The organism is Streptomyces sp. A1136 (assembly GCF_004795055.1).
Lineage (GTDB): Bacteria > Actinomycetota > Actinomycetes > Streptomycetales > Streptomycetaceae > Streptomyces.
Window position 1 is genome coordinate 85,338 of record NZ_SSBJ01000025.1, and the last position, 19,696, is coordinate 105,033.

Here is a 19,696-nt window from a genome sequence, read left to right on the forward strand (position 1 = left end):
ACAGCTGTCGTCCGGCCCGTCTTCGTCTACGCCGTCAGCGGCCCAGTGGCCAGGCGACGGCGGCGGGGGTCTGCTCGGAGGTTCCCGCGTACTGCGCGCAGGCGTCGGTCAGGGTTTCGAGCAGCGTCAGCGGGTCCGGCAGCACGTGGTCGATGCCGCGCAGCCAGGCGACGCTCTGGCCCCCCGGGAGGGAGGCCGGCGGGACGAGCACGTAGCTGCCTCGGCAGTGCCAGCGCAGGCCCGGGTGTTCGTCCATCGTCTCGGGGTGGCAGTCCAGCTCGCAGGGCCACCACTCGTCCTCGTCCTCCGGCGTCCCCCGGGTCGCCGTGAAGAACAGCATGCGGGCCTGGTCGCCCGTACCGCCGGACTCGGCCACCGGGCCGACGTCCACGCCGGCCGCCAGCAGGCGGCTCAGGGCGTCTCGTCCGGCGTCGAGCGGGACGTCCAGGACGTCGTGCACCATGCCGGTCGCGGTGATGAAGTTCGCCTGGGGCTGGTCGCGCGCCCACCGTTCGACCTGCGCGCGGTCGGTGGTCGCCTGAGTCTGCCAGGCGAAGGAGAGAGGGTGCCGCGCGGGCGTCGGACAGCCGATGCGGTCGCAAGAACATCGGTAGCCGGCCGGGTGGGCGGCGGGGGCGATCGGGAGGCCGGCGGCGGCGACCGCCAGGAGGAGGGCCTCGCGTTCCCTGCCCGGGTCTTCGGGAGCCGGTTTCGCGCGGCGACGCAGCCACTGGGAAATCCTGCTCTGCTCGCCGCGTTTGACGCGGCCGGACTCGGACCCCATCTATCCCCTCACCTCACCGTTGCCCCCGGCGGACCTCCCCATGGTCCCACCCTCCGGGGCGCCGGGTGACCGCACCCCCGGATCGGGCCCCCCAAAACCGCCGAATTCGGCCATATGTTCTCGGTCACGCGGAGGTCGCGGCCGGGGCCCCGGCGGGCACCGCGCCGCCCAACACGGCGTCCACCAGGGCGTCCGTGAACGCGTGCGTCAGCGGGCCCGTCCGCAGGAGCCAGCGGTACGTCAGGGGGCCGAGGAGCATCTCCGTCATCAGTCGGGGGTCGACTCCCTCCGCCAGCTGTCCGGCCGCGCGGGCCGTCCGCAACCGGTCCTCGTACAGGGCGAGCCGCGGCTCCAGCAACTGGCCGGTGAAGCGGGCGCCCAGCTCGGGGTCGGTGGCCCCGGCGGCGGTCAGGGCGCGCGTGGGGGCCGCGTACTTCTCGTCGTCGAACTGGTCGACCGTCGCCCGCAGCACCAGCTTGAGGTCCGCCGCGAGGTCTCCGGTGTCCGGGAAGCCGGTCCGGCCGACGTCGGCCTCCGCCTCCCCGAAGAGCGCGAGCGAGGCGTCGAGCAGCACGGACGCCTTCGAGGGCCACCAGCGGTAGATGGTCTGCTTGCCGACCCCCGCGCGGGCGGCGATGGCCTCGATGGTCAGCTTGTCGTAGCCGACCTCCCCGACGAGCGCGAGGGCGGCGTCCAGGATGGCCCGCCGGGACCGGTCGCTGCGACGGCTCGGATCGGGCGTCTTGGCCTCGGGCGTCTTGACCGCGGCCGTCTGGATCTCGGGCGACTTCGTGCGGGGCGCGTCGACCCCGGACGTCTTGGCGTGGGCGGTCCTGCTCATGCCCACAACGTATCAATGCGAGACGGATCGTCTTCCGGTTCCGGTCATTCCGATAAACCACCCAATCAGTTCACTGCGCGGTCCCCGTCCAGGAGGGACGATTCTCTGCACACGCACAGCACACGCACCGCGAGTCAGTCGTGAGGAGCCTTCTTTGCGCAGAGACGCCACACCCCGGCGCTACCTGATGTGCCCACCCGCGCACTTCAAGGTCACGTACTCCATCAACCCGTGGATGGACCCCGCGAAACCGGTGGACCTGCCCCTCGCACAAGCCCAGTGGGAAGACCTGAGGGACCGCTACCGCTCACTCGGCCACACCGTCGAGACCCTCGTGCCCCACCCCGGGCTGCCCGACATGGTCTACGCGGCGAACGGCGCCCTGGTCATCGACGGCCGCGTGCTCGGGGCCCGCTTCGCCTACCCGGAGCGCTCCGCCGAGGCGGAGATCCACCTGGAGTGGTTCCGGGCCCACGGCTTCCGGGACATCCACGAGCCGTCCCACATCAACGAGGGCGAGGGCGACTTCGCCGTCACCGCCACCTACATCCTGGCGGGCCGGGGGTACCGCTCGAGTCCGCTCTCCCACGACGAGGCACAGGAGTTCTTCGGCCGCCCCGTCATCGGCCTCGACCTGGTGGACCCGCGCTTCTACCACCTCGACACCGCCCTGTGCGTCCTCGACGGCGACGAGATCATGTACCACCCGCAGGCCTTCTCGCCCGGCAGCCAGGCCGTCCTGCGGCGGCTGTTCCCCGACGCCCTGATCGTGGACGCCGAGGACGCGGCGGCCTTCGGCCTGAACTCCGTCTCCGACGGCCTGCACGTGCTGCTCCCCCAGGCCGCGGCCGGCCTGCTCGCACCCCTGCGCGAGCGGGGCTTCGAGCCGATCCCGATGGACCTGGGCGAGCTGCTCAAGGGCGGCGGCAGCGTCAAGTGCTGCACCCAGGAGCTGCGGCCCTGACGGGGCCCTGACCCGGCGGCCCGGTCCGGCTCAGGGGGCGGGCGGCCACTCCCGGCCCCAGTCGGTGTCCCGCGCCGCCTTGTACAGGTCACCGTGGCGCTTGGTCACGGTGGCCCGGGTCAGGCCGGCCTCCGGCGGACCGCACAGGTCCAACAGGACCAGCCCCTTCCGGATCTGCGGCCTGCGCGTGATCCGGGAGGCGGCCGGCTCCACGGGGAAACGCGTCGCGGCCACGTAGCTGAACTTCTCGTCCTCGTACGGCAGGGACCCGCCCTTGACCTGCCGGTGCAGCGAGGACCGGCTGACCCGCGCCGAGAAGTGGCACCAGTCCCGGCCGACCTCGATCGGGCAGGCCGCGTCGTGCGGACAGGGCGCGGCCACCGTCAGCCCGGCCTCGATCAGCTGCTCGCGGGCCTCGCGGACGCGCAGGTACCCCTCGGGGGTGCCCGGCTCGATCAGTACCACGGCCCGACCGACGCGGGCCGCCTCGGCGACGACCGCCCGGCGGGCGTCGGGGGTGAGTTCGCCGAGCACATAGGACACGGTCACCAGGTCCGCCTCGGGGAGCGCGATCCCGGAGCCGATGACGGCGCGGCGCCATTCGGCCGCGCGCAGCGCGGGCGACGAGGAGCCGGAGGCCAGTTCCCGGCCCAGGGCCAGCGCCGGCTCGGCCCAGTCCAGGACCGTCGTGGTGCGGGGGCCGTCCCAGGTGGCGTCCACCGCCCAGGTGGCGGCGCCGGTGCCGCCGCCCACGTCGACGTGCGAGCCCGGCGTCCACCGCGGGGCGGCCTGCGCCAGGGCGTCCAGGGCGGAGCGTACGGCTTCGAAGGTGGCCGGCATGCGGTACGCCGCGTACGCCGCCACGTCCGAGCGGTCGCGCAGCACGGGCACGTCGGTGGGTGTCGTGCCCCGGTAGTTGGCGATCAGCCGCTCGACGGCGGCCGAGGCCTGCTTCGGCGGGAGCCCGTCGAGCAGGCCGCCGAGCGCGGAGCGCAGCGTCTCGGCGGTGGTGGGACCGGAAGCGGGAAGGGCGGCGGAGGCGTTCACCTGGGAAGTTTACGGCGCCGGGCGCGGGCCGCGCCCCGGCCGCCGTGCCCCGGCGCCCGCTACGTCCCGGCCGCCGGCGTCGGCTCCCGGGGCTGCCAGGGACGGCACAGCCCCAGGAAGCAGGCCGCCGACAGCAGCGCGCAGACGAGCTGGACCAGGGCCATCGGCACCGCCGTGTCCTCCCCCGCGATCCCGACCAGCGGCGAGGCGACCGCGCCGACCAGGAACGAGGAGGTGCCGAGCAGGGCGGACGCCGATCCGGCGGCGTGCGGGGTGCGCATCAGTGCCTGTGCGTTGGTGTTCGGCATCAGCACGCCCATCGCGGACATCAGCACGAACAGCCCGGCCGCCATCGGCAGCAGCCCGACCTTCCCGAACGCCCCGCCCGCCATCAACAGCAGCGCGACGGAGTCCGCGGTGATCACCGCGAGCCCGACGGCCAGCACCTTGTCCAGGCTGACCCGGCCCACCAGCAGCTTGCCGTTGATCTGACCGACCGTTATCAGGCCGACCGAGTTCAGCCCGAACAGCAGGCTGAACTGCTGCGGCGAGGCCCCGTAGATCTCCTGCACCACGAACGGCGAGGCGGAGATGTACGAGAAGAGCACCGCGAACGCGAAGCCGCCGGCCAGGGTGTACCCGGCGAAGACCCGGTCGCCGAGGAGCCCGCGCATCGTCCGCAGGGCGGCGCCCACGCCGCCGGTGTGGCGCCGCTCGGGCGGCAGCGTCTCGTCGAGCCGGCGCCACACCACCAGGGTCAGTGCCGTGCCGACGGCGGTGAGGACGACGAAGACCCCGCGCCAGTCGGCGAAGCGCAGCACCTGGCCCCCGATGAGCGGGGCGATGATCGGGGCGGCGCCGGAGATGAGCATCAGGGTGGAGAAGAACCGGGCCATCTCGACCCCGTCGTAGAGGTCGCGCACGACGGCGCGGGCGATGACGATCGCCGCGGCGCCCGCCAGACCCTGGACCAGCCGGAAGCCGACGAGCAGTTCGGTGCTGGGGGCGAGCGCGCAGACGGCGGTGGCCAGCACGTAGACGATCATGCCGGTCAACAGCGGGCGCCGACGGCCCCACTTGTCGCTCATCGGGCCGATCACGAGCTGGCCCAGGGCCATGCCGGCGAGGCAGGAGGTGAGGGTCAGCTGAACCGTGGCGGCCGGGCTGTGCAGGGCGGAGGTGACCTGCGGCAGCGCGGGCAGGTACATGTCCATCGACAGCGGGGGAAGCGCGGTCAGCCCGCCGAGTATGAAGGTGACCAGCAGACCCGTCCGGCGCGCCGTGGGAGGTGAGCTCCGGGCGACGGACGACGACTTCCGCTCGCGGGCCGTCCCGGGGGCTCTCTCCGACATGCGGGACTCCACTCTCTTCGTGTGTTTTCGCACCCCTGACCGGCCCATGCTCTCAGCTGTCGGAACGTCCGTGTTCGAATGTCCGGTGTGACGTACTCTGCGGCCCCATGAACGCACCTGGGAAGAAGATCGCTGTGGTGACCGGGGCCGGCTCCGGCATCGGCCGCTCCGTCGCCCTCGCCCTGGCGGGCGCGGGCTGGTCGGTGGCCGTGGCCGGGCGCCGTCCGCGGCCCCTGGAGGAGACCGCCGAGGCGGCGGGGAACGACGCCGACGTGCTGTGCGTACCGGCGGACGTGAGCGACCCGGACGAGGTGAACGCCCTCTTCGGGGCCGTCCGCGCCCGGTACGGGCGGCTCGACCTGCTCTTCAACAACGCCGGCACCTTCGGCCCGGGCGGCGTAGCGCTGGAGGACATCACGTACGAGGCTTGGCGCTCGGTCGTGGACGTCAACCTGACCGGCTCCTTCCTCTGCGCTCAGGCCGCGTTCCGCCTGATGAAGGCGCAGGACCCGCAGGGCGGCCGGATCATCAACAACGGCTCCATCTCGGCGCACGTGCCGCGCCCCAACTCCGTCGCCTACACCGCGACCAAGCACGCGATGACGGGCCTGACGAAGTCCCTGTCGCTGGACGGGCGCCCGTACCGGATCGCGTGCGGGCAGATCGACATCGGCAACGCGGCGACCGAGATGACGGAGCGGATGCGTAGCGGCATCCTCCAGGCCAACGGGCAGCTGGCCGTGGAGCCGGTGATGGACGCCGCCGACGTCGCGCGCACGGTGGTGCACATGGCGGAGCTGCCGCTGGAGGCGAACGTGCAGTTCGCGACGGTGATGGCGACGGCCATGCCGTACATCGGGCGGGGCTGAGCGGCCCGGGAATGACGGCCGGTGCCTTGGGAGTTGGGCTGATCATGACTGATACGACGGCACCGACCCCGGTCCTGCGCTACACCGCCTTCTCCACCGACCCGGCCGGCGGCAATCCCGCCGGGGTCGTGCTCGACGCGAGCGCGCTGGACGACGCGGCGATGCTCGCGATCGCCGCGGAGCTGGGCTACAGCGAGACCGCGTTCCTGACGGCCCCGCCCCGGGACCTGGACGCCGAGCCCGGACGGGGCTTCACCCTGCGGTTCTTCAGCCCGAAGGCGGAGGTCTCCTTCTGCGGGCACGCCACCGTCGCCACCGCCGTGGCGCTGGGCGAGCGGATCGGTCCGGGCGAACTCGTCTTCGCGACCCCCGCGGGGAGGGTACCGGTCTCGGTGACGGAGGCCGACGGGGGCCTGCGGGCCGTCCTGACCAGCGTCGAGCCGCACACGGAGGCCGTCTCCCCCGAGGACCTCGCGCAGGCGCTGGCCGCCCTGGACTGGCCGGCCGGCGACCTCGACCCGGCCTTCCCGCCGCGGATCGCCTATGCCGGGGCGCGCCACCTCGTGCTCGGCGCCGCCACCCGTGCCCGCCTCGCCGACCTGGACTACGACTTCGACCGGCTGGAGGCGCTGATGCGCCGCCTGGACCTCACCACGGTCCAACTGGTGCACCGGGAGGGCCCGGAGCTGTTCCACGTACGGGACCCGTTCCCGGTCGGCGGCGTCGTCGAGGACCCCGCCACCGGTGCGGCGGCCGCCGCGTTCGGGGCGTACGCCCGCGAGCTCGGGCTCGTCCCGGACGCCGCCACGCTGACGCTGCGCCAGGGCGAGGACATGGGCCGGCCCGGGGTGCTGACGGTGGAGCTGCGGCCGGGCGACGCCCGGGTCCGGGTGGGCGGCGCCGCGGTGGCCCTCGCGTGACGGGCGCGGCCGGGTGAGGGGCCCTACCGCGTGATCGGCGTGTGCGAGGTGCTCCCGTACGAGGTGCTCCCGGCCGGGCTCGCCGCGCAGGTGGAGGCGCTGGAGGCGGCGGCCTGGCCCGGCGCGGGGTCGGGCCACGACCCGGCTCTGGCCCCGCGCACGGTGCTGCTGCGGGAAGGGGCCGGGCAGGGGGCGGTGGCGGCCTGCCTGACGCTGTTGCACAAGGAGATCCGGCTCGGCGGCGCCACCTACCGCGCGGCCGGGCTCAGCTCGGTGGTGACCCGGCCGGACCTGCGCGGGCGGGGCCTAGGGAGGCGTCTGGTGACGGCGGCACGCGAGGTGTTGGCCGCCGACCCCGGCGTGGACCTGGCCCTGTTCAGCTGCGACCGGGAGCTGACCCCGTTCTACGAGGCGGCCGGCTTCGAACGCCTGCCCGGCACGGTCCTGCTCGGCGGCACCCCGGACGATCCGCTGCCCAGCGACCGGCCGGGCTTCGACAAGTCCGTCCTGGCGGCCTTCCTCACCCCGCACGCGGCGGCCGCCCGCGCGTTGTTCACGGGCGCCCGGGTCCCGCTGTACCCGGGGACGACCGACCGCCTGTGGTAGCGCGGGCCCGGGTCGGCCGGCCGGGCTGCGGCATCCGGTTCAGTGGATCTGTGTCACCACGACGTCCAGCGCCCACGCCTTCGCCGGCTTGCCCGGCTCCCGCGCCTCCACCACGTACCCCAGCTCCCGCAGCGCCTCCACCAGCTCCGCGGGGCTGCCCGGGACGGCGCCCGCCAGCAGCAGGTCCCGGACCAGTCGGCCCTTCGTCGCCTTGTTGAAGTGGCTCACCACCGAGCGCTTCTCCACCCCGTCGACCATCTGGGAGTGCAGCACCCGCACGGTCGCGGTGCGCCCGGCGAGCTCGCCCTTCGGCTTCCAGGCGGACGCGTACGCGGAAGAGCGCAGGTCCAGGACGAGACCGTCCCCGGCCGCCTCGGGCATGACCTCCGCCATCGGCGCCCGCCAGTACGCCCCCAGGGCGCCCAGGCCCGGCAGTTTGACGCCCATCGAGCACCGGTAGGAGGGGATCGCGTCCGTGATCCGCACCGCGCCCCACAGCCCGGAGAACACCAGCAGCGACCGCTCGGCCGTCGCCCGCGCGGCGTCGGGGAGGCCGGCCAGGTCGAGGGCGTCGTACAGGACCCCGGTGTAGATCTCCCCGGCGGGCCGCGCGACCGCCGACCGCAGCGCGGCGTTCTTGGCGACCTCGCCGCGCAGGCCCTCGCTCAGGCCCAGCACCTCGCGTGCCTTCGGCTCGTCGCCCGCGCACAGCTCGACCAGCTCGTCCAGCACGGCCGCCCGCGCCCCGGCCAGACCCGGCAAGGACAGCGCCCCCGGGTCCAGCGGTGCGCCGGAGCCCCCGGCGGCCTTTCCCTCGGAGGGCGGCAGCAGCACGAGCACGGTGGTTCTCCTTCGGTACGGCACGGCGCGGGGGTGCGGCCCCCGGCGCCCAGCGTAGACGGCGTGCCGGAAGCGGCTCGACGCGTCCACACCATGGGCTCGACGACGGCCGGCGGCGGACGCGGGGCGAGGGAGCCGCAGCGGACGCGGGGCCGGGGGCGGGGCCGCGCGGCGGGCTCGACGGGCAGCCCGGCCCCGTCCCCCCTAGGCTCGGTCCATGCCACGCCGTCATCTGCACATGACCGGCGCAGACGGGGCTGCTCTGCGGACCGCGCTGCGCGAACTGCGGACCAGGCTGGACGTGCCGGCGCAGTTCCCCACCGCCGTGCTCGCCGAGGCCGAACAGGCCGCCGCGCACCCCCGCCTCCCCTCGACCGACGTCACCGGCATCCCCTTCTTCACCCTCGACCCGCCCGAATCCGTCGACCTCGACCAGGCCATGCACCTGGCGAAACGTCCCTCCGGCGGCTACCGCGTGCACTACGCGATCGCCGACGTCGCCGCCTTCGTCACTCCCGGCGGAGCCCTCGACGCCGAAGCGCACCGGCGGGTCACCACGCTCTACTTCCCCGACGAGAAGGTCCCGCTGCATCCGGTCGCGCTCTCGGAGGGCGCGGCCAGCCTGCTGCCCGACCGGACCCGCCCCGCGCTCGTGTGGCGGCTCGACCTGGACTCCGACGGCCGGGTGGAGACCGCCGAGGTACGCCGGGCCCTGGTCCGCAGCCGGGCCAAGCTCGACTACGCCGGCGTCCAGGAGGCCATCGACTCCGGCACGGCCGAGGAGCCGGTGGCCCTGCTCAAGGTCATCGGGACGCTCCGCGAGACCCTGGAGGCGGAGCGCGGCGGCATCTCGCTGGGCGTGCCCGAGCAGGAGGTCGTCGAGCAGGACGGCTCGTACTCCCTCACCTACCGGGCCCCGCTCCCCGCGGACGGCTGGAACGCCCAGATCTCCCTGATGACGGGCATGGCCGCCGCGGACCTCATGCTCGCCGCCGGGTCCGGGATCCTGCGCACCCTCCCCAGCGCCCCCGACGGCGCGGTGGGCCGGCTCCGGCGCGCGGCGAAGGCCCTGCGGATCGACTGGCCCCACCACGTCCCGTACGCGGAGCTGGTCCGCTCGCTCGACCCGCGCCGGCCCGACCACGCCGCCTTCCTCCAGGAGTGCACGACCCTGCTGCGCGGCGCCGGGTACACGTCCTTCACCGGCGGGCAGACCCCCGATCCGCTCCTGCACGCCGCCGTGGCCGCGCCGTACGCGCACTGCACCGCACCGCTGCGCCGGCTGGTCGACCGGTACGCCGGCGAGCTGTGCCTGGCGGCCTCCGCCGGGGTCGAGCCGCCGCAGTGGGCCGTGGGCGCGCTGGGGACGCTGCCGCACGAGATGGAGGAGGGCACCCGGCGGGCCAACGCGGCCGAGCGGGAGTGCGTGGACCTGGTGGAGGCGGCCCTGCTCAAGGACCGGGTCGGCGAGACCTTCGAGGCGACGGTGATCGACATCAAGGATCACGAGCCGGGGGTCGGCACGGTCCACCTGGAGGACCCGGCGGTGGTCGGCCGCGTCGAGTCCCCGACGGCGGAGCTGCCGCTGGGCGAACGCATCCGGGTCCGCCTGACCCGGGCCGACCCCGGCACGGCGAAGATCCTCTTCACCCCCGCCTAGGGACGACCGCGCGAGGACGCCCCCGCTCGGGGAGGACCGCGCGAGGTCCCGTCCCCGCGCACGCGCTCAGGTCAAGCCGCGACGGCACAGCCGGTAGCATGGTCGACACGACAGACGAGTCGGCCGGACGGCCGCGTCGGGACCTCCGGGTCCCGCCGAGGAACGTCCGGGCTCCACAGGGCAGGGTGGTGGGTAACGCCCACCCGGGGTGACCCGCGGGACAGTGCCACAGAAAACAGACCGCCGGGGGCTTCGGCCCTCGGTAAGGGTGAAACGGTGGTGTAAGAGACCACCAGCGCCTGAGGTGACTCAGGCGGCTAGGTAAACCCCACCCGGAGCAAGGTCAAGAGGGGTCGTTCTCGGACGACCCTGCGCGAGCGTTCGAGGGCTGCCCGCCCGAGTTCGCGGGTAGACCGCACGAGGCCGGTGGCAACGCCGGTCCTAGATGGATGGCCGTCTCCCCGGCGACCGCGAGGTCTCCGGGCGACAGAACCCGGCGTACAGGCCGGCTCGTCTGTCCTCACGCCGACGTCGAAGCCCCCGCCACACCGTGGCGGGGGCTTCGACGCGTAGGCGCTAGCGCAGGTGCGAGGTGTCGTTCAGGAGGCGGACCGAGGCGTTGCCGTCGGCGTAGTAGGCCACCGCCGAGAGGGAGGCGGCCGACAGTTCCATCTTGAACAGGGACTCCGGGGGCGCGCCGAGCGCGAGGCGCACCAGCGTCTTGACCGGGGTCACGTGCGTGACCAGCAGCACCGTACGGCCCGCGTAGGCGTCCAGCAGGCGGTCGCGGGCGGCGGACACCCGGCGGGTGACGGCGGTGAAGCTCTCGCCGCCGCCCGAGGGGGCCGCCTTCGGGGAGTCCAGCCACGCCTGGAGGTCGTCCGGGAACCGCTCCCGCACCTCCGCGAAGGTGAGCCCCTCCCAAGCGCCGAAGTCCGTTTCGCGCAGGCCCTCTTCGACCACGACAGGCAGTCCCAGCCGATCGGCGACCGCCTGCGCGGTCTCCCGGCAGCGGCGCAACGGGGAGCTGACGACGGCCTCGACGGTGCCCCGCGCGGCGAGCGCCCCGGCCACGGCGGCGGCCTGACGGCGGCCGGCCGGGGACAGTTCGGGGTCGGTGCCGCCGCTGCCGGAGAAGCGCTTCTGCGGGGTCAGCGCCGTCTCGCCGTGGCGCAGCAGGACGAAGGTGGCCGGGGTGCCCATGTCGGGACCCCAGCCGGCGGACGGCGGCGGCGCCGTCGTCGTGGGGCCGGGCTCCGGGAACAGGGTGTCCGCCGCCTGTTCGACCCCAGCGGCGGGCGCCGACGCGACGGAGGAGGACGCGGCGAGCGCCGCGCGGACGGCGGCCGCCCCGGCCGTGGCGTCGCCGGGAGGGCCCGCGGGCGGCGGGGTCGCCAGGGCGCGTGCCGCCGAGGTGTCCAGGGCGGCGGAGGAAGCGGACGGCTCCCACTGCCGGCCGTGCCTGCCCGCGTCCATGGCCTCGTTGGCGAGCCGGTCGGCGTGCTTGTTGCGCTCGCGCGGGATCCACTCGTACGTCACCTGCGCACGCGGCAGGATCGTGGCGGCCTCGCCGGCGAGCGGCTTCATATCCGGGTGCTTGATCTTCCAGCGGCCCGACATCTGCTCGACGACGAGCTTGGAGTCCATGCGTACGAGGACCTCCGCGTCGGGGGCCAGTTCGCGGGCGGCTTTCAGTCCGGCGATGAGCCCCTTGTACTCGGCGACGTTGTTCGTCGCGACGCCGATGTACTCGGCGCGCTCGGCCAGCGTCTCGCCGGTGGCCGGGTCGAGGACCACCGCGCCGTAGCCGGCGGGCCCGGGGTTGCCCCGGGACCCGCCGTCCGCCTCCACGACGAACCGGACGAGCCTTTGCATCAGATGCCCGAGTCCGCCGTACGGACCAGGATGCGACCGCAGTTGTCGTGCCGAACGACCTGGTCGCGGGCGGCGGCCTTGATCTCGTTGACCTCGGCCATGTCGAGCTCCAGCCGGCAGCCCTCGCAGCGGCGCTGGTACAGGCGCGCGGCGCCGACGCCGCCCTGCTTGACGCGGATCTTCTCGTACAGGGCCATCAGCGCCTCGGGCATGGAGCCCACGATGACCTCGCGGTCCTTGGCGATGCCCGCCGCCTCGGCGTCGATCTCGGCGGTGGCGGCGTCGCGGCGCGCGGTGGCGTCCGCGAGCTCGGTCTCCAGGCCGGAGACCCGCTCGGTCAGCTCGGTGACGCGCGCCTGCGCGGCCTCCAGGCGTTCCATGACCTCCAGGACCACGTCCTCCAGGTCGCCCTGCCGCTTGGCGAGGGAGACGACCTCGCTCTGGAGGTTGGCCAGGTCCCGGGCGGAGACGCCCGTGCCGGAGTCCAGTCGCGCCTGGTCACGGGCAGCGCGCTGGCGGACCTGGTCGACGTCCTGTTCCGCCTTGGTCTGCTCCCGCGCGGCGTCGCTGGCCTGCGTCTGGGCGGCGACGAGCAGGTCCCGCTGCTGGGTGAGGTCCTTGGTCAGGGAGTCGACCTCGGCGTGCTCGGGCAGCGACTTGCGCTTGTGGGCGAGCTGAGACAGCCGGACGTCCAGGGCCTGGACGTCGAGAAGTCGGATCTGGTCGGCGGGCTCGGCGTTCAGTTGGGGGCTCCAGGGTTGGTAGAGGAGGTGACGGACGGCGCGTGCGCCGTCCAGGGGTCGGTGACGATGCGCGAGACGTGGGTACGCAGACCCCAGCCGTGGCGCTCGGAGATCGCGTCGAGTTGGGTGGCCGCCTGCTCGCACCAGGGCCACTCGGTGGCCCAGTGGGCGGCGTCGACCAGCGCGAGGGGGCTCTGTTCGCGGGCCTCGGACGCGGGGTGGTGGCGCAGGTCGGCGGTGAGGAAGGCGTCCACGCCCGCGGCGCGGACCTGCGCGAACAGGCTGTCCCCGGAGCCGCCGCTGACGGCGACGGTACTGATCCGTGCGTCGGGGTCCCCGGCGGCGCGGATGCCCTGCGCGGTGTGCGGCAGTCGGGCGGCGGCGCGGGCGGCGAACTCGCGCAGGGTCTCGGGGTGGTCGAGTTCGCAGATCCGGCCGAGGCCGCGGCGGCCCGCGGGGTCGGTCGGGTCGGGCACGAGGGGGCCGGTGACGCGCAGGTCCAGGGCGCCGGCGAGGGCGTCGGAGACACCGGGGTCGGCGGTGTCGGCGTTGGTGTGGGCGACGTGCAGCGCGATGTCGTTCTTGATCAGCGTGTGCACGACGCGGCCCTTGAAGGTGCCCGCCTCGACGGTGGTGGTGCCCCGCAGGTAGAGGGGGTGGTGGGTGACGAGCAGGTCGGCGCCGAGCGTGACGGCTTCGTCGACGACCTCGTGTACGGGGTCGACGGCGAACAGGACCCGGGTGACTTCGGCGTCGGGGTCACCGCAGACGGTTCCGACGGCATCCCACTGCTCGGCCCGCGCGGGGGGCCAGAGAGCGTCGAGGGCGGCGATGACTTCGCGGAGACGGGGCACGGGCCAAGGCTACCGTCCGTGGCGGCCCCGGGTCGCGGCGCCGGCGGACCGGGCGGCCGACAGCACAACCGCCCCCGGCGCCACACGTGAACCGCCGAGTGGCCACCCGTATGTGTGAAGCGGGGAAGGTCGTGTTGTTCGGCAGGAAGTGCGAAAACTAGCTTCCTCACCGGAGGTGACGCACGGATGACTGTCTGTGCCATCGAGATGACGACGGCTGCCGCGTTCACGATCGCCGCGGACGGGGCGTACGCCGCGCGGCTGGCCGGGGTGGGCCAGGCGCGGTACCCGGAGCGCTGGACCCTGGCCGGGCCCGAGCCGTACGCGGTTCCGCTGCCGCTCGCGCAGCCGGAGGAGGCGGACAGCGAAGTGCTGCCGCTGGCCGACGGGCGGGTACTGATCCACCGCCGGGTCGCGGACCGGCACGCCTTCGCGCTGCTGTACCCGACGGGCGGCGCCGGGGTCGGGCCGCGCACCGGCGAACTGCCGCTGGGTTCGATCGAGCCGGAGGCGCGGGACGTACGGATCTTCCTGCTGCCGCCGTCCCCGGACGGACACGGCGCCTTCGCCCTCGCGGTGGGCGCCGAGGAGACCGTGCTGTGGCAGGTCGCCGGGGCCCCCGGCGGCCCCCGGCGGGTGGCCCGGGTCCCCGGGCGCTGCTCGGGCGGCGTCTGGCTGGACCGTGCGGGCCGACTGCTGGCGCTGGACCGCGAGCTGGACGGCCGCACCAAGGCGGTGGCCGTCGACCTGGCCCGGGACGGGCAGGTGACCCCGCTGCTCCAGATCGCGGACGACAGCGACGACCGGCTGCTGCTGGCCGAGCCGGACAGCGGGCTGCTGCTGATCCGCTCGGACGCGCCCGGTGAGCCCCGGCTGGGCTGGGGGGTGCTGGGCAGCGAGCGGCCGGTCCGTTTCCCGGAGTGCCTGCGGGCGGCGGACGCGGTGCCCTTCGCGGTGCAGCCGGGGCAGGTGCTGATGCCGGAGAGCTGCGGGGTCGCGCTGCGGGTGCCCGAGGGCATCGCCCTGTGGCGTCCGGCCGACCGGCACGTCTTCCGGATCTCCGCCCCGGCGGGGTGGCTGGGCACGGGCCTGTGGACCCCCCAGGGCGTGCTGCGCTTGCCCTACGCCACCGCGGAGGTGCCGTGCGGGATCGCCACCCTGATCCAGCCGGCGGCCCAGCCGCCCCCGGTCCGGATCACCGCGCCCACCGTCCCGCGACCGGTCCCGCTCCAGCAGGCCCCGCTGAACTGAGCCCCGGCGCGGCCGGGGTTCCGCCGGTCGCGCTCGTCGGGCCCGTCGGCCCGTCGGCTCGTCGGCTCGTCGGCCCGTCGGCCCGTCGGCTCGTCAGCTCGTCGGCTCGTCGGCTCGTCGGGCTAGTCGTGCTTGAGACCCAGGACCTCCGTCGCGGCGAAGGTCTCGTTCGGCGGGCGGGACTCGTAGTGCGGGGTGAGGAGCCCGTCGAGTTCCTCGAAGCTGAACGCCTCCTTGGTGGTGTCGAACTTGGCCGCCACCCTCGGGCGTTCCATGACCGCCACGATCCCGCCGTGGACCACGAACAGTTGCCCGTTGGCCTTCGCGGCGGCCGGTGAGGCCAGGTAGCCGACCAACGGGGAGACGTGCTCGGGGGCGAGGGCGTCCAGCTTGCCCTCCTCCGGCTCCTGGAAGCCCGCGAACACGTCCTCGGTCATCCGGGTACGGGCGCGCGGGCAGATCGCGTTGACGGTGACCCCGTACTTGGCCAGGGCCAAGGCGGTCGAGGTGGTCAGGCCCACGATGCCGCCCTTGGCCGCCGCGTAGTTCGGCTGCCCGGCGCTGCCGCCGAGGAAGGCCTCGGAGGAGGTGTTGACGATCCGGCCGTAGACCGGGCCGCCCGCGGCCTTGGATCGCTCCCGCCAGTGCGCGGAGGCGAAGTGGGTGGTGTTGAAGTGGCCCTTGAGGTGGACGCGTATCACCGAGTCCCACTCCTCCTCCGACATGGAGAAGACCATCCGGTCGCGCAGGATGCCCGCGTTGTTGACCAGGATGTCGAGCTTGCCGAAGCTCGACACCGCCAGGTCGACCAGCTCGCGCGCCTGCGCGAAGTCGGCCACGTCACCGAGGTGCGCGACCGCCTGCCCGCCCGCGGCCCGGATCTCGTCGGCCACCTCCTGCGCCGGGGCCGCCGACGCCTCCCCCGAGCCGTCGCGGCCGGGCTGCCCGAAGTCGTTGACGACCACGCTCGCCCCGAGCCGCGCCAACTCGATCGCCTCGGCCCGGCCGAGCCCCCGGCCCGCGCCGGTGACGATGGCGCCGAGCCCCTCAAGTGGCAGTGACATCTACCGCATTCCTCTCGTCGCGCTCAGAGTTCGATGCAGGTGCGCAGGGCCACGCCCGTACGCATCTGGTCGAGGGCGTCGTTGATCTCCCCGAGCCGCACGCGGTGCGTGATCAGGCCCGCCAGGTCCACCCGGCCGGCCCGCCACAACGCGATGGTGCGGTCGTAGGAGCGGAGCACGTCACCGCCCCCGTACATCGAGGGCAGGATCTTCTTCTCGTCGAAGAACAGCGAGAACATGTTGATCGAGTAGGTGTCGTCCAGCGCTCCCGCGCCGACCACCACGACGGAGCCGCCGCGCCGGGTCATCTCGTACGCGGTCTGCGTGGTCGCGGACTTTCCGACCACCTCGAAGACGTAGTCGAAGCCCTCCCCGGCGGTGATCCGGTTCTTGGCGTCGCCGAAGGCGTCCGGCGCGACCGCCTCCGTCGCCCCGAAGCGCAGCGCCGCCTCGCGGCGCGAGGCCACCGGGTCGACGGCGACGATCTGCGCCGCGCCCTGCACCTTGGCGCCCTGGATGACGGAGATGCCGACGCCGCCGCAGCCGATGACCGCGACCGACGAACCCGCCTCCACCTTGGCGGTGTTGATCGCCGCGCCGAGTCCGGTGGTCACGCCGCAGCCGATCAGGGCGGCGATGTCGTGGGGCAGGTCGTCGGGGATCGGTATCGCGCACCCGGCCGGAACGACGACCTCCTCGGCGAAGGTGCCGGTTCCCGCGAAGCCGAAGATCTCGTGGCCCGCGCGACGGAAGTTGGGGGTGGCGACGTTCCCGAAGGCCTCCAGGCACAGGTGGCCCTGGCCGCGCTTGCAGGAGGGGCAGTGGCCGCACGGGGGCAGCCAGCACACCAGCACCCGGTCGCCGATCTTCAACTGTGTGACGCCGTCACCGACGTCGGTGATCTCGCCGGAGCCCTCGTGGCCCGGTATGAAGGGCGCGGGCTGCGGCAGTACGCCGCTCATCGCGGACAGGTCGGAGTGGCACAGGCCGGTGGCCTTGATGCGGAGCCTGACTTTGCCGGGGCCGAAGCCCACGGCCTCCATGTCCTCGACGACCTCCAGCTTGTCCTGGCCGATCTCGCTCTGCAGTGCTGCGCGCACGGTGCGGCTCCTTCGGTTCGTTCGTGGGCGTGGGCGGGACCCGGGGGGCGCGGTCAGGCGTGTTCCACGACGGTGTCGGCGAGGACCGGCGCGTCGTCCCGTTCGACGGCGGTCACCGCCACCCGCACCCGGCCGGGCTCCTCCCACATGCGGATGCGCAGGGTCTCGCCCGGGAAGACGATCCCGGCGAAACGCGTGCGGTAGGCCCGGACCCGGGCCACGTCCCCGGCCAGGGCGGTGTCGACGACGGCCTTGAGGGTGATCCCGTAGGAGCACAGGCCGTGCAGGATCGGCCGGTCGAAACCGGCGAGCTTGGCGAACTCCGGGTCGGCGTGCAGCGGGTTCCAGTCGCCGGAGAGCCGGTAGAGCAGTGCCTGGTCCTCACGGATGTGCCGCTCGACGGTGCGGTCGGGGGCCCGCTCGGGCGCCTCCTCCCGGACGGAGGGCCCCCGGTCGCCGCCGAACCCGCCCTCGCCGCGCACGAAGAGCTGCGCGTCGCTGGTCCACAGCGGCCCGTCGGCGTCCTCGACCTCGGAGCGCAGCACGATGACCGCCGCCTTGCCCTTGTCGTAGACGGCGGCGACCGCGGAGCGCGAGGTGGCGCGGCCCTTGACGGGGATCGGGCGGTGCAGCTCGATGGAGTGGCCGCCGTGCAGGACGGAGGCGAGGTCGACCTCGATGCCGGGGGCGGCGAGGCCGCCGAGCATGGCCATGCCGGCGCCGGCGACGGTCGCGAAGCTGGGCAGTACGTGGAGTTCGGACTCCAGGGTGTAGCGCAGCTCGTCGGGGTCGGTGGCGGGCAGGCCGGCGCCGACGCCGAGGTGGTAGAGCTGGATGTCCTTGTGGTCCCAGGCGATGTCCCCCCGACGGGGTTCGGCGGCGAGGGCCTTGGCGGCATCGATCGGCATTCGGATGCTGCTCCTTGCTGGGTGGGTGCCGGTGAGTGCTGGTGGGTGCTGGGTGGGTGCTCCGTGAGGGGAAGACCTCGGCGCGGTCGTCCGCACCGTCGGCCGCACCGAGGTCGTCTGCGGGCCGCCGACGAGCGGGTAGAACGCGTTCTAGGCGGCCGGTGAGGCCATGTATAACGCACCCCCCAACAGTTGGGAAGACCGCTGACCCAACGTCAGATCGGTCGTTTCGCGGCATGGTTCCACGGTGTGCGGGGGTCGGGGACCCTACCCTGGCCGGATGGACGAAACGGGGCGGTCCCTGCGGGTTCTGCTGTGGCCCGCGAACCCCGCGCTGGCCGTGCGGCTGGGCTTGGAGCAGGACATCGAGGTGGTGTCCTCACCGATGGGCCGCCCGGCGGTGGCCCTGGTGGAGTCGGTGGACGGGGTCCGGGAGGTGCGGGAGGAGGCGCCGGAGTGCGCGGTCCTGGTACTGGTGGGCTCCGCCCGGCCGGGCCTGCGGGAGGCCGCCCTGGCGGCGGGCGCGGCGGGGCTGGTCCTGCGGGACGGACCGGTCTCGGACCTGACCCTGTCCCTCCACCGGGCCTCCCGCGGCGAACCGGTGATCGACCCGGCCCTGGACGTCCCCTGACCCCTCGTCCGGCCCGCAGGGGCGTCCCGCGCCCCCTACGGCCGCGTCGGCCGAGCCGGGCCCCGCCTGCGTGTGCGGCGCGGGGTCCGGGGCGGGGCCCCGAAAGCCCGATGTGGCCGGGGGTCGCGCAGCGCACCGCAGCCACAGGCCCCCACCACCACCGCCCCGGCGTCACGCCCGGCGGCTACCGCCGCAGCAGCGTCACCACCGCCGCGCCGCCCAGGCCGATGTTGTGCGCCAGCCCCACCCCGGCCCCGGGGACCTGACGCGCGCCGGCCTCGCCCCGCAGCTGCCACACCAGCTCCGCCGCCTGCGCCAGCCCCGTCGCCCCCAGCGGGTGGCCCTTGGAGATCAGGCCCCCGGACGGGTTCACCACCCACCGTCCCCCGTACGTCGTGGCGCCGCTCGCCACCAGTTCGCCGGACCCGCCCTCCGCGCACATCCCGAGCGCCTCGTACGTCAGCAGTTCGTTGACGGAGAAGCAGTCGTGCAGTTCGATCACGTCCACGTCCTCGACGCCCAGCCCCGACGCCTCGAACACCGCCCGGCCCGCCGCCGCCGACATCGGCTTGCCGACCACGTCGATGCACGAGCCGGACGCGAACGACGCCTCCGTATCCGTCGTCATCGCCTGCGCCACGATCTCCACCGCCTTGTCGTGCAGCCCGTGGGCGACCACGAACCGCTCCGACACCACCAGCGCCGCCGCGGCTCCGTCCGAGGTCGGCGAGCACTGCAACTTCGTCAGCGGCTCGTGGATGCTCTTCGCCGCGAGGACCTCGTCGACCGTGTACACGTCGCGGAACTGCGCGTTGGGGTTGTTCGCCGAGTGCCGGTGGTTCTTCGCCGCCACCGCCGCGAGCTGCGCGGCCGTGGTCCCGTACCGCTCCATGTGTTCCCGCGCCGCGTTCCCGAAGATCTGGGCGGTCGGCGGCGACATCTCGAAGCCGTGGCCGGCTGCCATGATCCCGTAGTGCCGCGCGACCGGCGAGACCTTGAAGTCGCCCCCGTCCGCGCCGCCGCCCAAGGCGCCCTTCTTCATCTTCTCGAAGCCCAGCGCCAGCACGCAGTCGCTCAGGCCGCCCTCCACGAACTGCCTCGCCATCATCAACGCCGTGGAGCCGGTGGCGCAGTTGTTGTTCACGTTGTAGACGGGCACCCCGCTCAGCCCCAGCTCGTACACCGCCCGCTGCCCGGCCGTCGACGCCTGGAAGCAGTACCCCACCGGCACCTGCTCCACCAGCTCGTACCCGATCCCCGCGTCCGCCAGCGCCGCGCTCCCCGCCTCCTTCGCCATGTCCCAGTACTGCCAGTCCCGCGACTCCGGCTTCTCGAACTTCGTCATGCCGACGCCCACGATGTACGACTTCATCCCTGCCGCTCCTCT

At 73.9% G+C, this 19,696-nt stretch carries 19 protein-coding genes and 1 other RNA gene; 8 read left to right on the forward strand and 12 right to left on the reverse strand.

The window, feature by feature from the left end; all coding sequences use genetic code 11:
• Positions 1–34: 34 nt before the first annotated feature.
• Together E6R62_RS23870 and E6R62_RS23875 are read right to left on the reverse strand one after the other, a co-directional pair.
• The gene (locus E6R62_RS23870; RefSeq protein WP_136215569.1) at positions 35–784 is read right to left on the reverse strand and encodes a bifunctional DNA primase/polymerase; all 750 of its coding nucleotides are present in this window, start codon (positions 782–784) and stop codon (positions 35–37) included.
• Between the two features lie 124 nt (positions 785–908).
• Positions 909–1,625 carry a TetR/AcrR family transcriptional regulator gene (locus E6R62_RS23875; protein WP_136215570.1) on the reverse strand — a complete coding sequence of 239 codons (717 nt, stop codon included), beginning with the start codon at positions 1,623–1,625 and terminating at the stop codon, positions 909–911.
• Here E6R62_RS23875 and ddaH point away from each other — a divergent pair.
• Positions 1,624–2,589, forward strand: a complete 966-nt coding sequence (gene ddaH / locus E6R62_RS23880) for a dimethylargininase (RefSeq protein WP_368773871.1) — start codon at positions 1,624–1,626, stop codon at positions 2,587–2,589. The two genes, E6R62_RS23875 and ddaH, sit on opposite strands and share 2 nt — an antisense overlap.
• A gap of 30 nt (positions 2,590–2,619) precedes the next feature.
• Here the strand turns inward: ddaH and E6R62_RS23885 are convergent, their stop codons facing one another.
• Together E6R62_RS23885 and E6R62_RS23890 are read right to left on the reverse strand one after the other, a co-directional pair.
• Positions 2,620–3,636, reverse strand: a complete 1,017-nt coding sequence (locus E6R62_RS23885; protein WP_136215572.1) for a small ribosomal subunit Rsm22 family protein — start codon at positions 3,634–3,636, stop codon at positions 2,620–2,622.
• Positions 3,637–3,695: 59 nt separating this feature from the next.
• Positions 3,696–4,988 carry a Bcr/CflA family multidrug efflux MFS transporter gene (locus E6R62_RS23890; RefSeq protein ID WP_136215573.1) on the reverse strand — a complete coding sequence of 431 codons (1,293 nt, stop codon included), beginning with the start codon at positions 4,986–4,988 and terminating at the stop codon, positions 3,696–3,698.
• Positions 4,989–5,095: 107 nt separating this feature from the next.
• Here E6R62_RS23890 and E6R62_RS23895 point away from each other — a divergent pair, with 107 nt between their 5' ends.
• The 3 genes from E6R62_RS23895 to E6R62_RS23905 are packed head-to-tail and all read left to right on the forward strand — an operon-like array spanning position 5,096 to position 7,383.
• Positions 5,096–5,857: an SDR family oxidoreductase gene (locus E6R62_RS23895; RefSeq protein WP_136215574.1), complete on the forward strand. Its 762-nt coding sequence runs from the start codon at positions 5,096–5,098 to the stop codon at positions 5,855–5,857.
• A gap of 44 nt (positions 5,858–5,901) precedes the next feature.
• A complete protein-coding gene (locus E6R62_RS23900) occupies positions 5,902–6,777 on the forward strand; it encodes a PhzF family phenazine biosynthesis protein (RefSeq protein WP_136215575.1) in 876 nt (291 codons plus the stop codon).
• A 30-nt stretch (positions 6,778–6,807) separates the two neighbouring features.
• Complete coding sequence (locus tag E6R62_RS23905; RefSeq protein ID WP_240801850.1) at positions 6,808–7,383, forward strand: GNAT family N-acetyltransferase; 576 nt, start codon at positions 6,808–6,810, stop codon at positions 7,381–7,383.
• A gap of 39 nt (positions 7,384–7,422) precedes the next feature.
• Here the strand turns inward: E6R62_RS23905 and yaaA are convergent, their stop codons facing one another.
• A complete protein-coding gene (yaaA, locus tag E6R62_RS23910) occupies positions 7,423–8,223 on the reverse strand; it encodes a peroxide stress protein YaaA (RefSeq protein WP_136215576.1) in 801 nt (266 codons plus the stop codon).
• Positions 8,224–8,440: 217 nt separating this feature from the next.
• Here yaaA and E6R62_RS23915 point away from each other — a divergent pair, with 217 nt between their 5' ends.
• Together E6R62_RS23915 and rnpB are read left to right on the forward strand one after the other, a co-directional pair.
• Positions 8,441–9,883 carry an RNB domain-containing ribonuclease gene (locus E6R62_RS23915; RefSeq protein WP_136215577.1) on the forward strand — a complete coding sequence of 481 codons (1,443 nt, stop codon included), beginning with the start codon at positions 8,441–8,443 and terminating at the stop codon, positions 9,881–9,883.
• 115 nt (positions 9,884–9,998) lie between these two features.
• Positions 9,999–10,400, forward strand: an RNA gene (gene rnpB, locus E6R62_RS23920) — RNase P RNA component class A.
• 59 nt (positions 10,401–10,459) lie between these two features.
• On the opposite strand, the gene E6R62_RS23925 is transcribed toward rnpB, so the two are convergent.
• The 3 genes from E6R62_RS23925 to E6R62_RS23935 are packed head-to-tail and all read right to left on the reverse strand — an operon-like array spanning position 10,460 to position 13,355.
• Positions 10,460–11,758 (reverse strand): bifunctional RNase H/acid phosphatase, encoded by a 1,299-nt coding sequence (locus E6R62_RS23925; protein WP_136215578.1) that lies wholly within the window; start codon positions 11,756–11,758, stop codon positions 10,460–10,462.
• Positions 11,758–12,501 carry a zinc ribbon domain-containing protein gene (locus tag E6R62_RS23930; protein WP_206308828.1) on the reverse strand — a complete coding sequence of 248 codons (744 nt, stop codon included), beginning with the start codon at positions 12,499–12,501 and terminating at the stop codon, positions 11,758–11,760. Before E6R62_RS23930 ends, E6R62_RS23925 begins: the two co-directional genes overlap by 1 nt.
• Positions 12,498–13,355: a Nif3-like dinuclear metal center hexameric protein gene (locus E6R62_RS23935; RefSeq protein ID WP_136215579.1), complete on the reverse strand. Its 858-nt coding sequence runs from the start codon at positions 13,353–13,355 to the stop codon at positions 12,498–12,500. The genes E6R62_RS23930 and E6R62_RS23935 overlap by 4 nt, the downstream gene beginning before the upstream one ends.
• A gap of 186 nt (positions 13,356–13,541) precedes the next feature.
• Between E6R62_RS23935 and E6R62_RS23940 the strand changes: the two genes are divergently transcribed.
• Positions 13,542–14,606 carry a hypothetical protein gene (locus E6R62_RS23940; protein ID WP_136215580.1) on the forward strand — a complete coding sequence of 355 codons (1,065 nt, stop codon included), beginning with the start codon at positions 13,542–13,544 and terminating at the stop codon, positions 14,604–14,606.
• Positions 14,607–14,728: 122 nt separating this feature from the next.
• Here E6R62_RS23940 and E6R62_RS23950 read toward each other — a convergent pair whose 3' ends face one another.
• Genes E6R62_RS23950 through E6R62_RS23960 form a run of 3 tightly spaced genes read right to left on the reverse strand, consistent with a single transcriptional unit; the run spans position 14,729 to position 17,678 of the window.
• On the reverse strand, positions 14,729–15,670 hold the full coding sequence (locus E6R62_RS23950; protein ID WP_136215581.1) for a 3-oxoacyl-ACP reductase: 942 nt from the start codon (positions 15,668–15,670) through the stop codon (positions 14,729–14,731).
• A 23-nt stretch (positions 15,671–15,693) separates the two neighbouring features.
• Positions 15,694–16,770, reverse strand: coding sequence for a Zn-dependent alcohol dehydrogenase (locus E6R62_RS23955; protein ID WP_136215582.1), 1,077 nt, complete (start codon positions 16,768–16,770; stop codon positions 15,694–15,696).
• Between the two features lie 53 nt (positions 16,771–16,823).
• A complete protein-coding gene (locus E6R62_RS23960; protein WP_136215583.1) occupies positions 16,824–17,678 on the reverse strand; it encodes a MaoC/PaaZ C-terminal domain-containing protein in 855 nt (284 codons plus the stop codon).
• A 280-nt stretch (positions 17,679–17,958) separates the two neighbouring features.
• Between E6R62_RS23960 and E6R62_RS39715 the strand changes: the two genes are divergently transcribed.
• Positions 17,959–18,309: a response regulator transcription factor gene (locus E6R62_RS39715; RefSeq protein WP_168714153.1), complete on the forward strand. Its 351-nt coding sequence runs from the start codon at positions 17,959–17,961 to the stop codon at positions 18,307–18,309.
• 184 nt (positions 18,310–18,493) lie between these two features.
• On the opposite strand, the gene E6R62_RS23970 is transcribed toward E6R62_RS39715, so the two are convergent.
• Positions 18,494–19,681 carry a lipid-transfer protein gene (locus tag E6R62_RS23970; RefSeq protein ID WP_136215584.1) on the reverse strand — a complete coding sequence of 396 codons (1,188 nt, stop codon included), beginning with the start codon at positions 19,679–19,681 and terminating at the stop codon, positions 18,494–18,496.
• Positions 19,682–19,696: the final 15 nt, after the last annotated feature.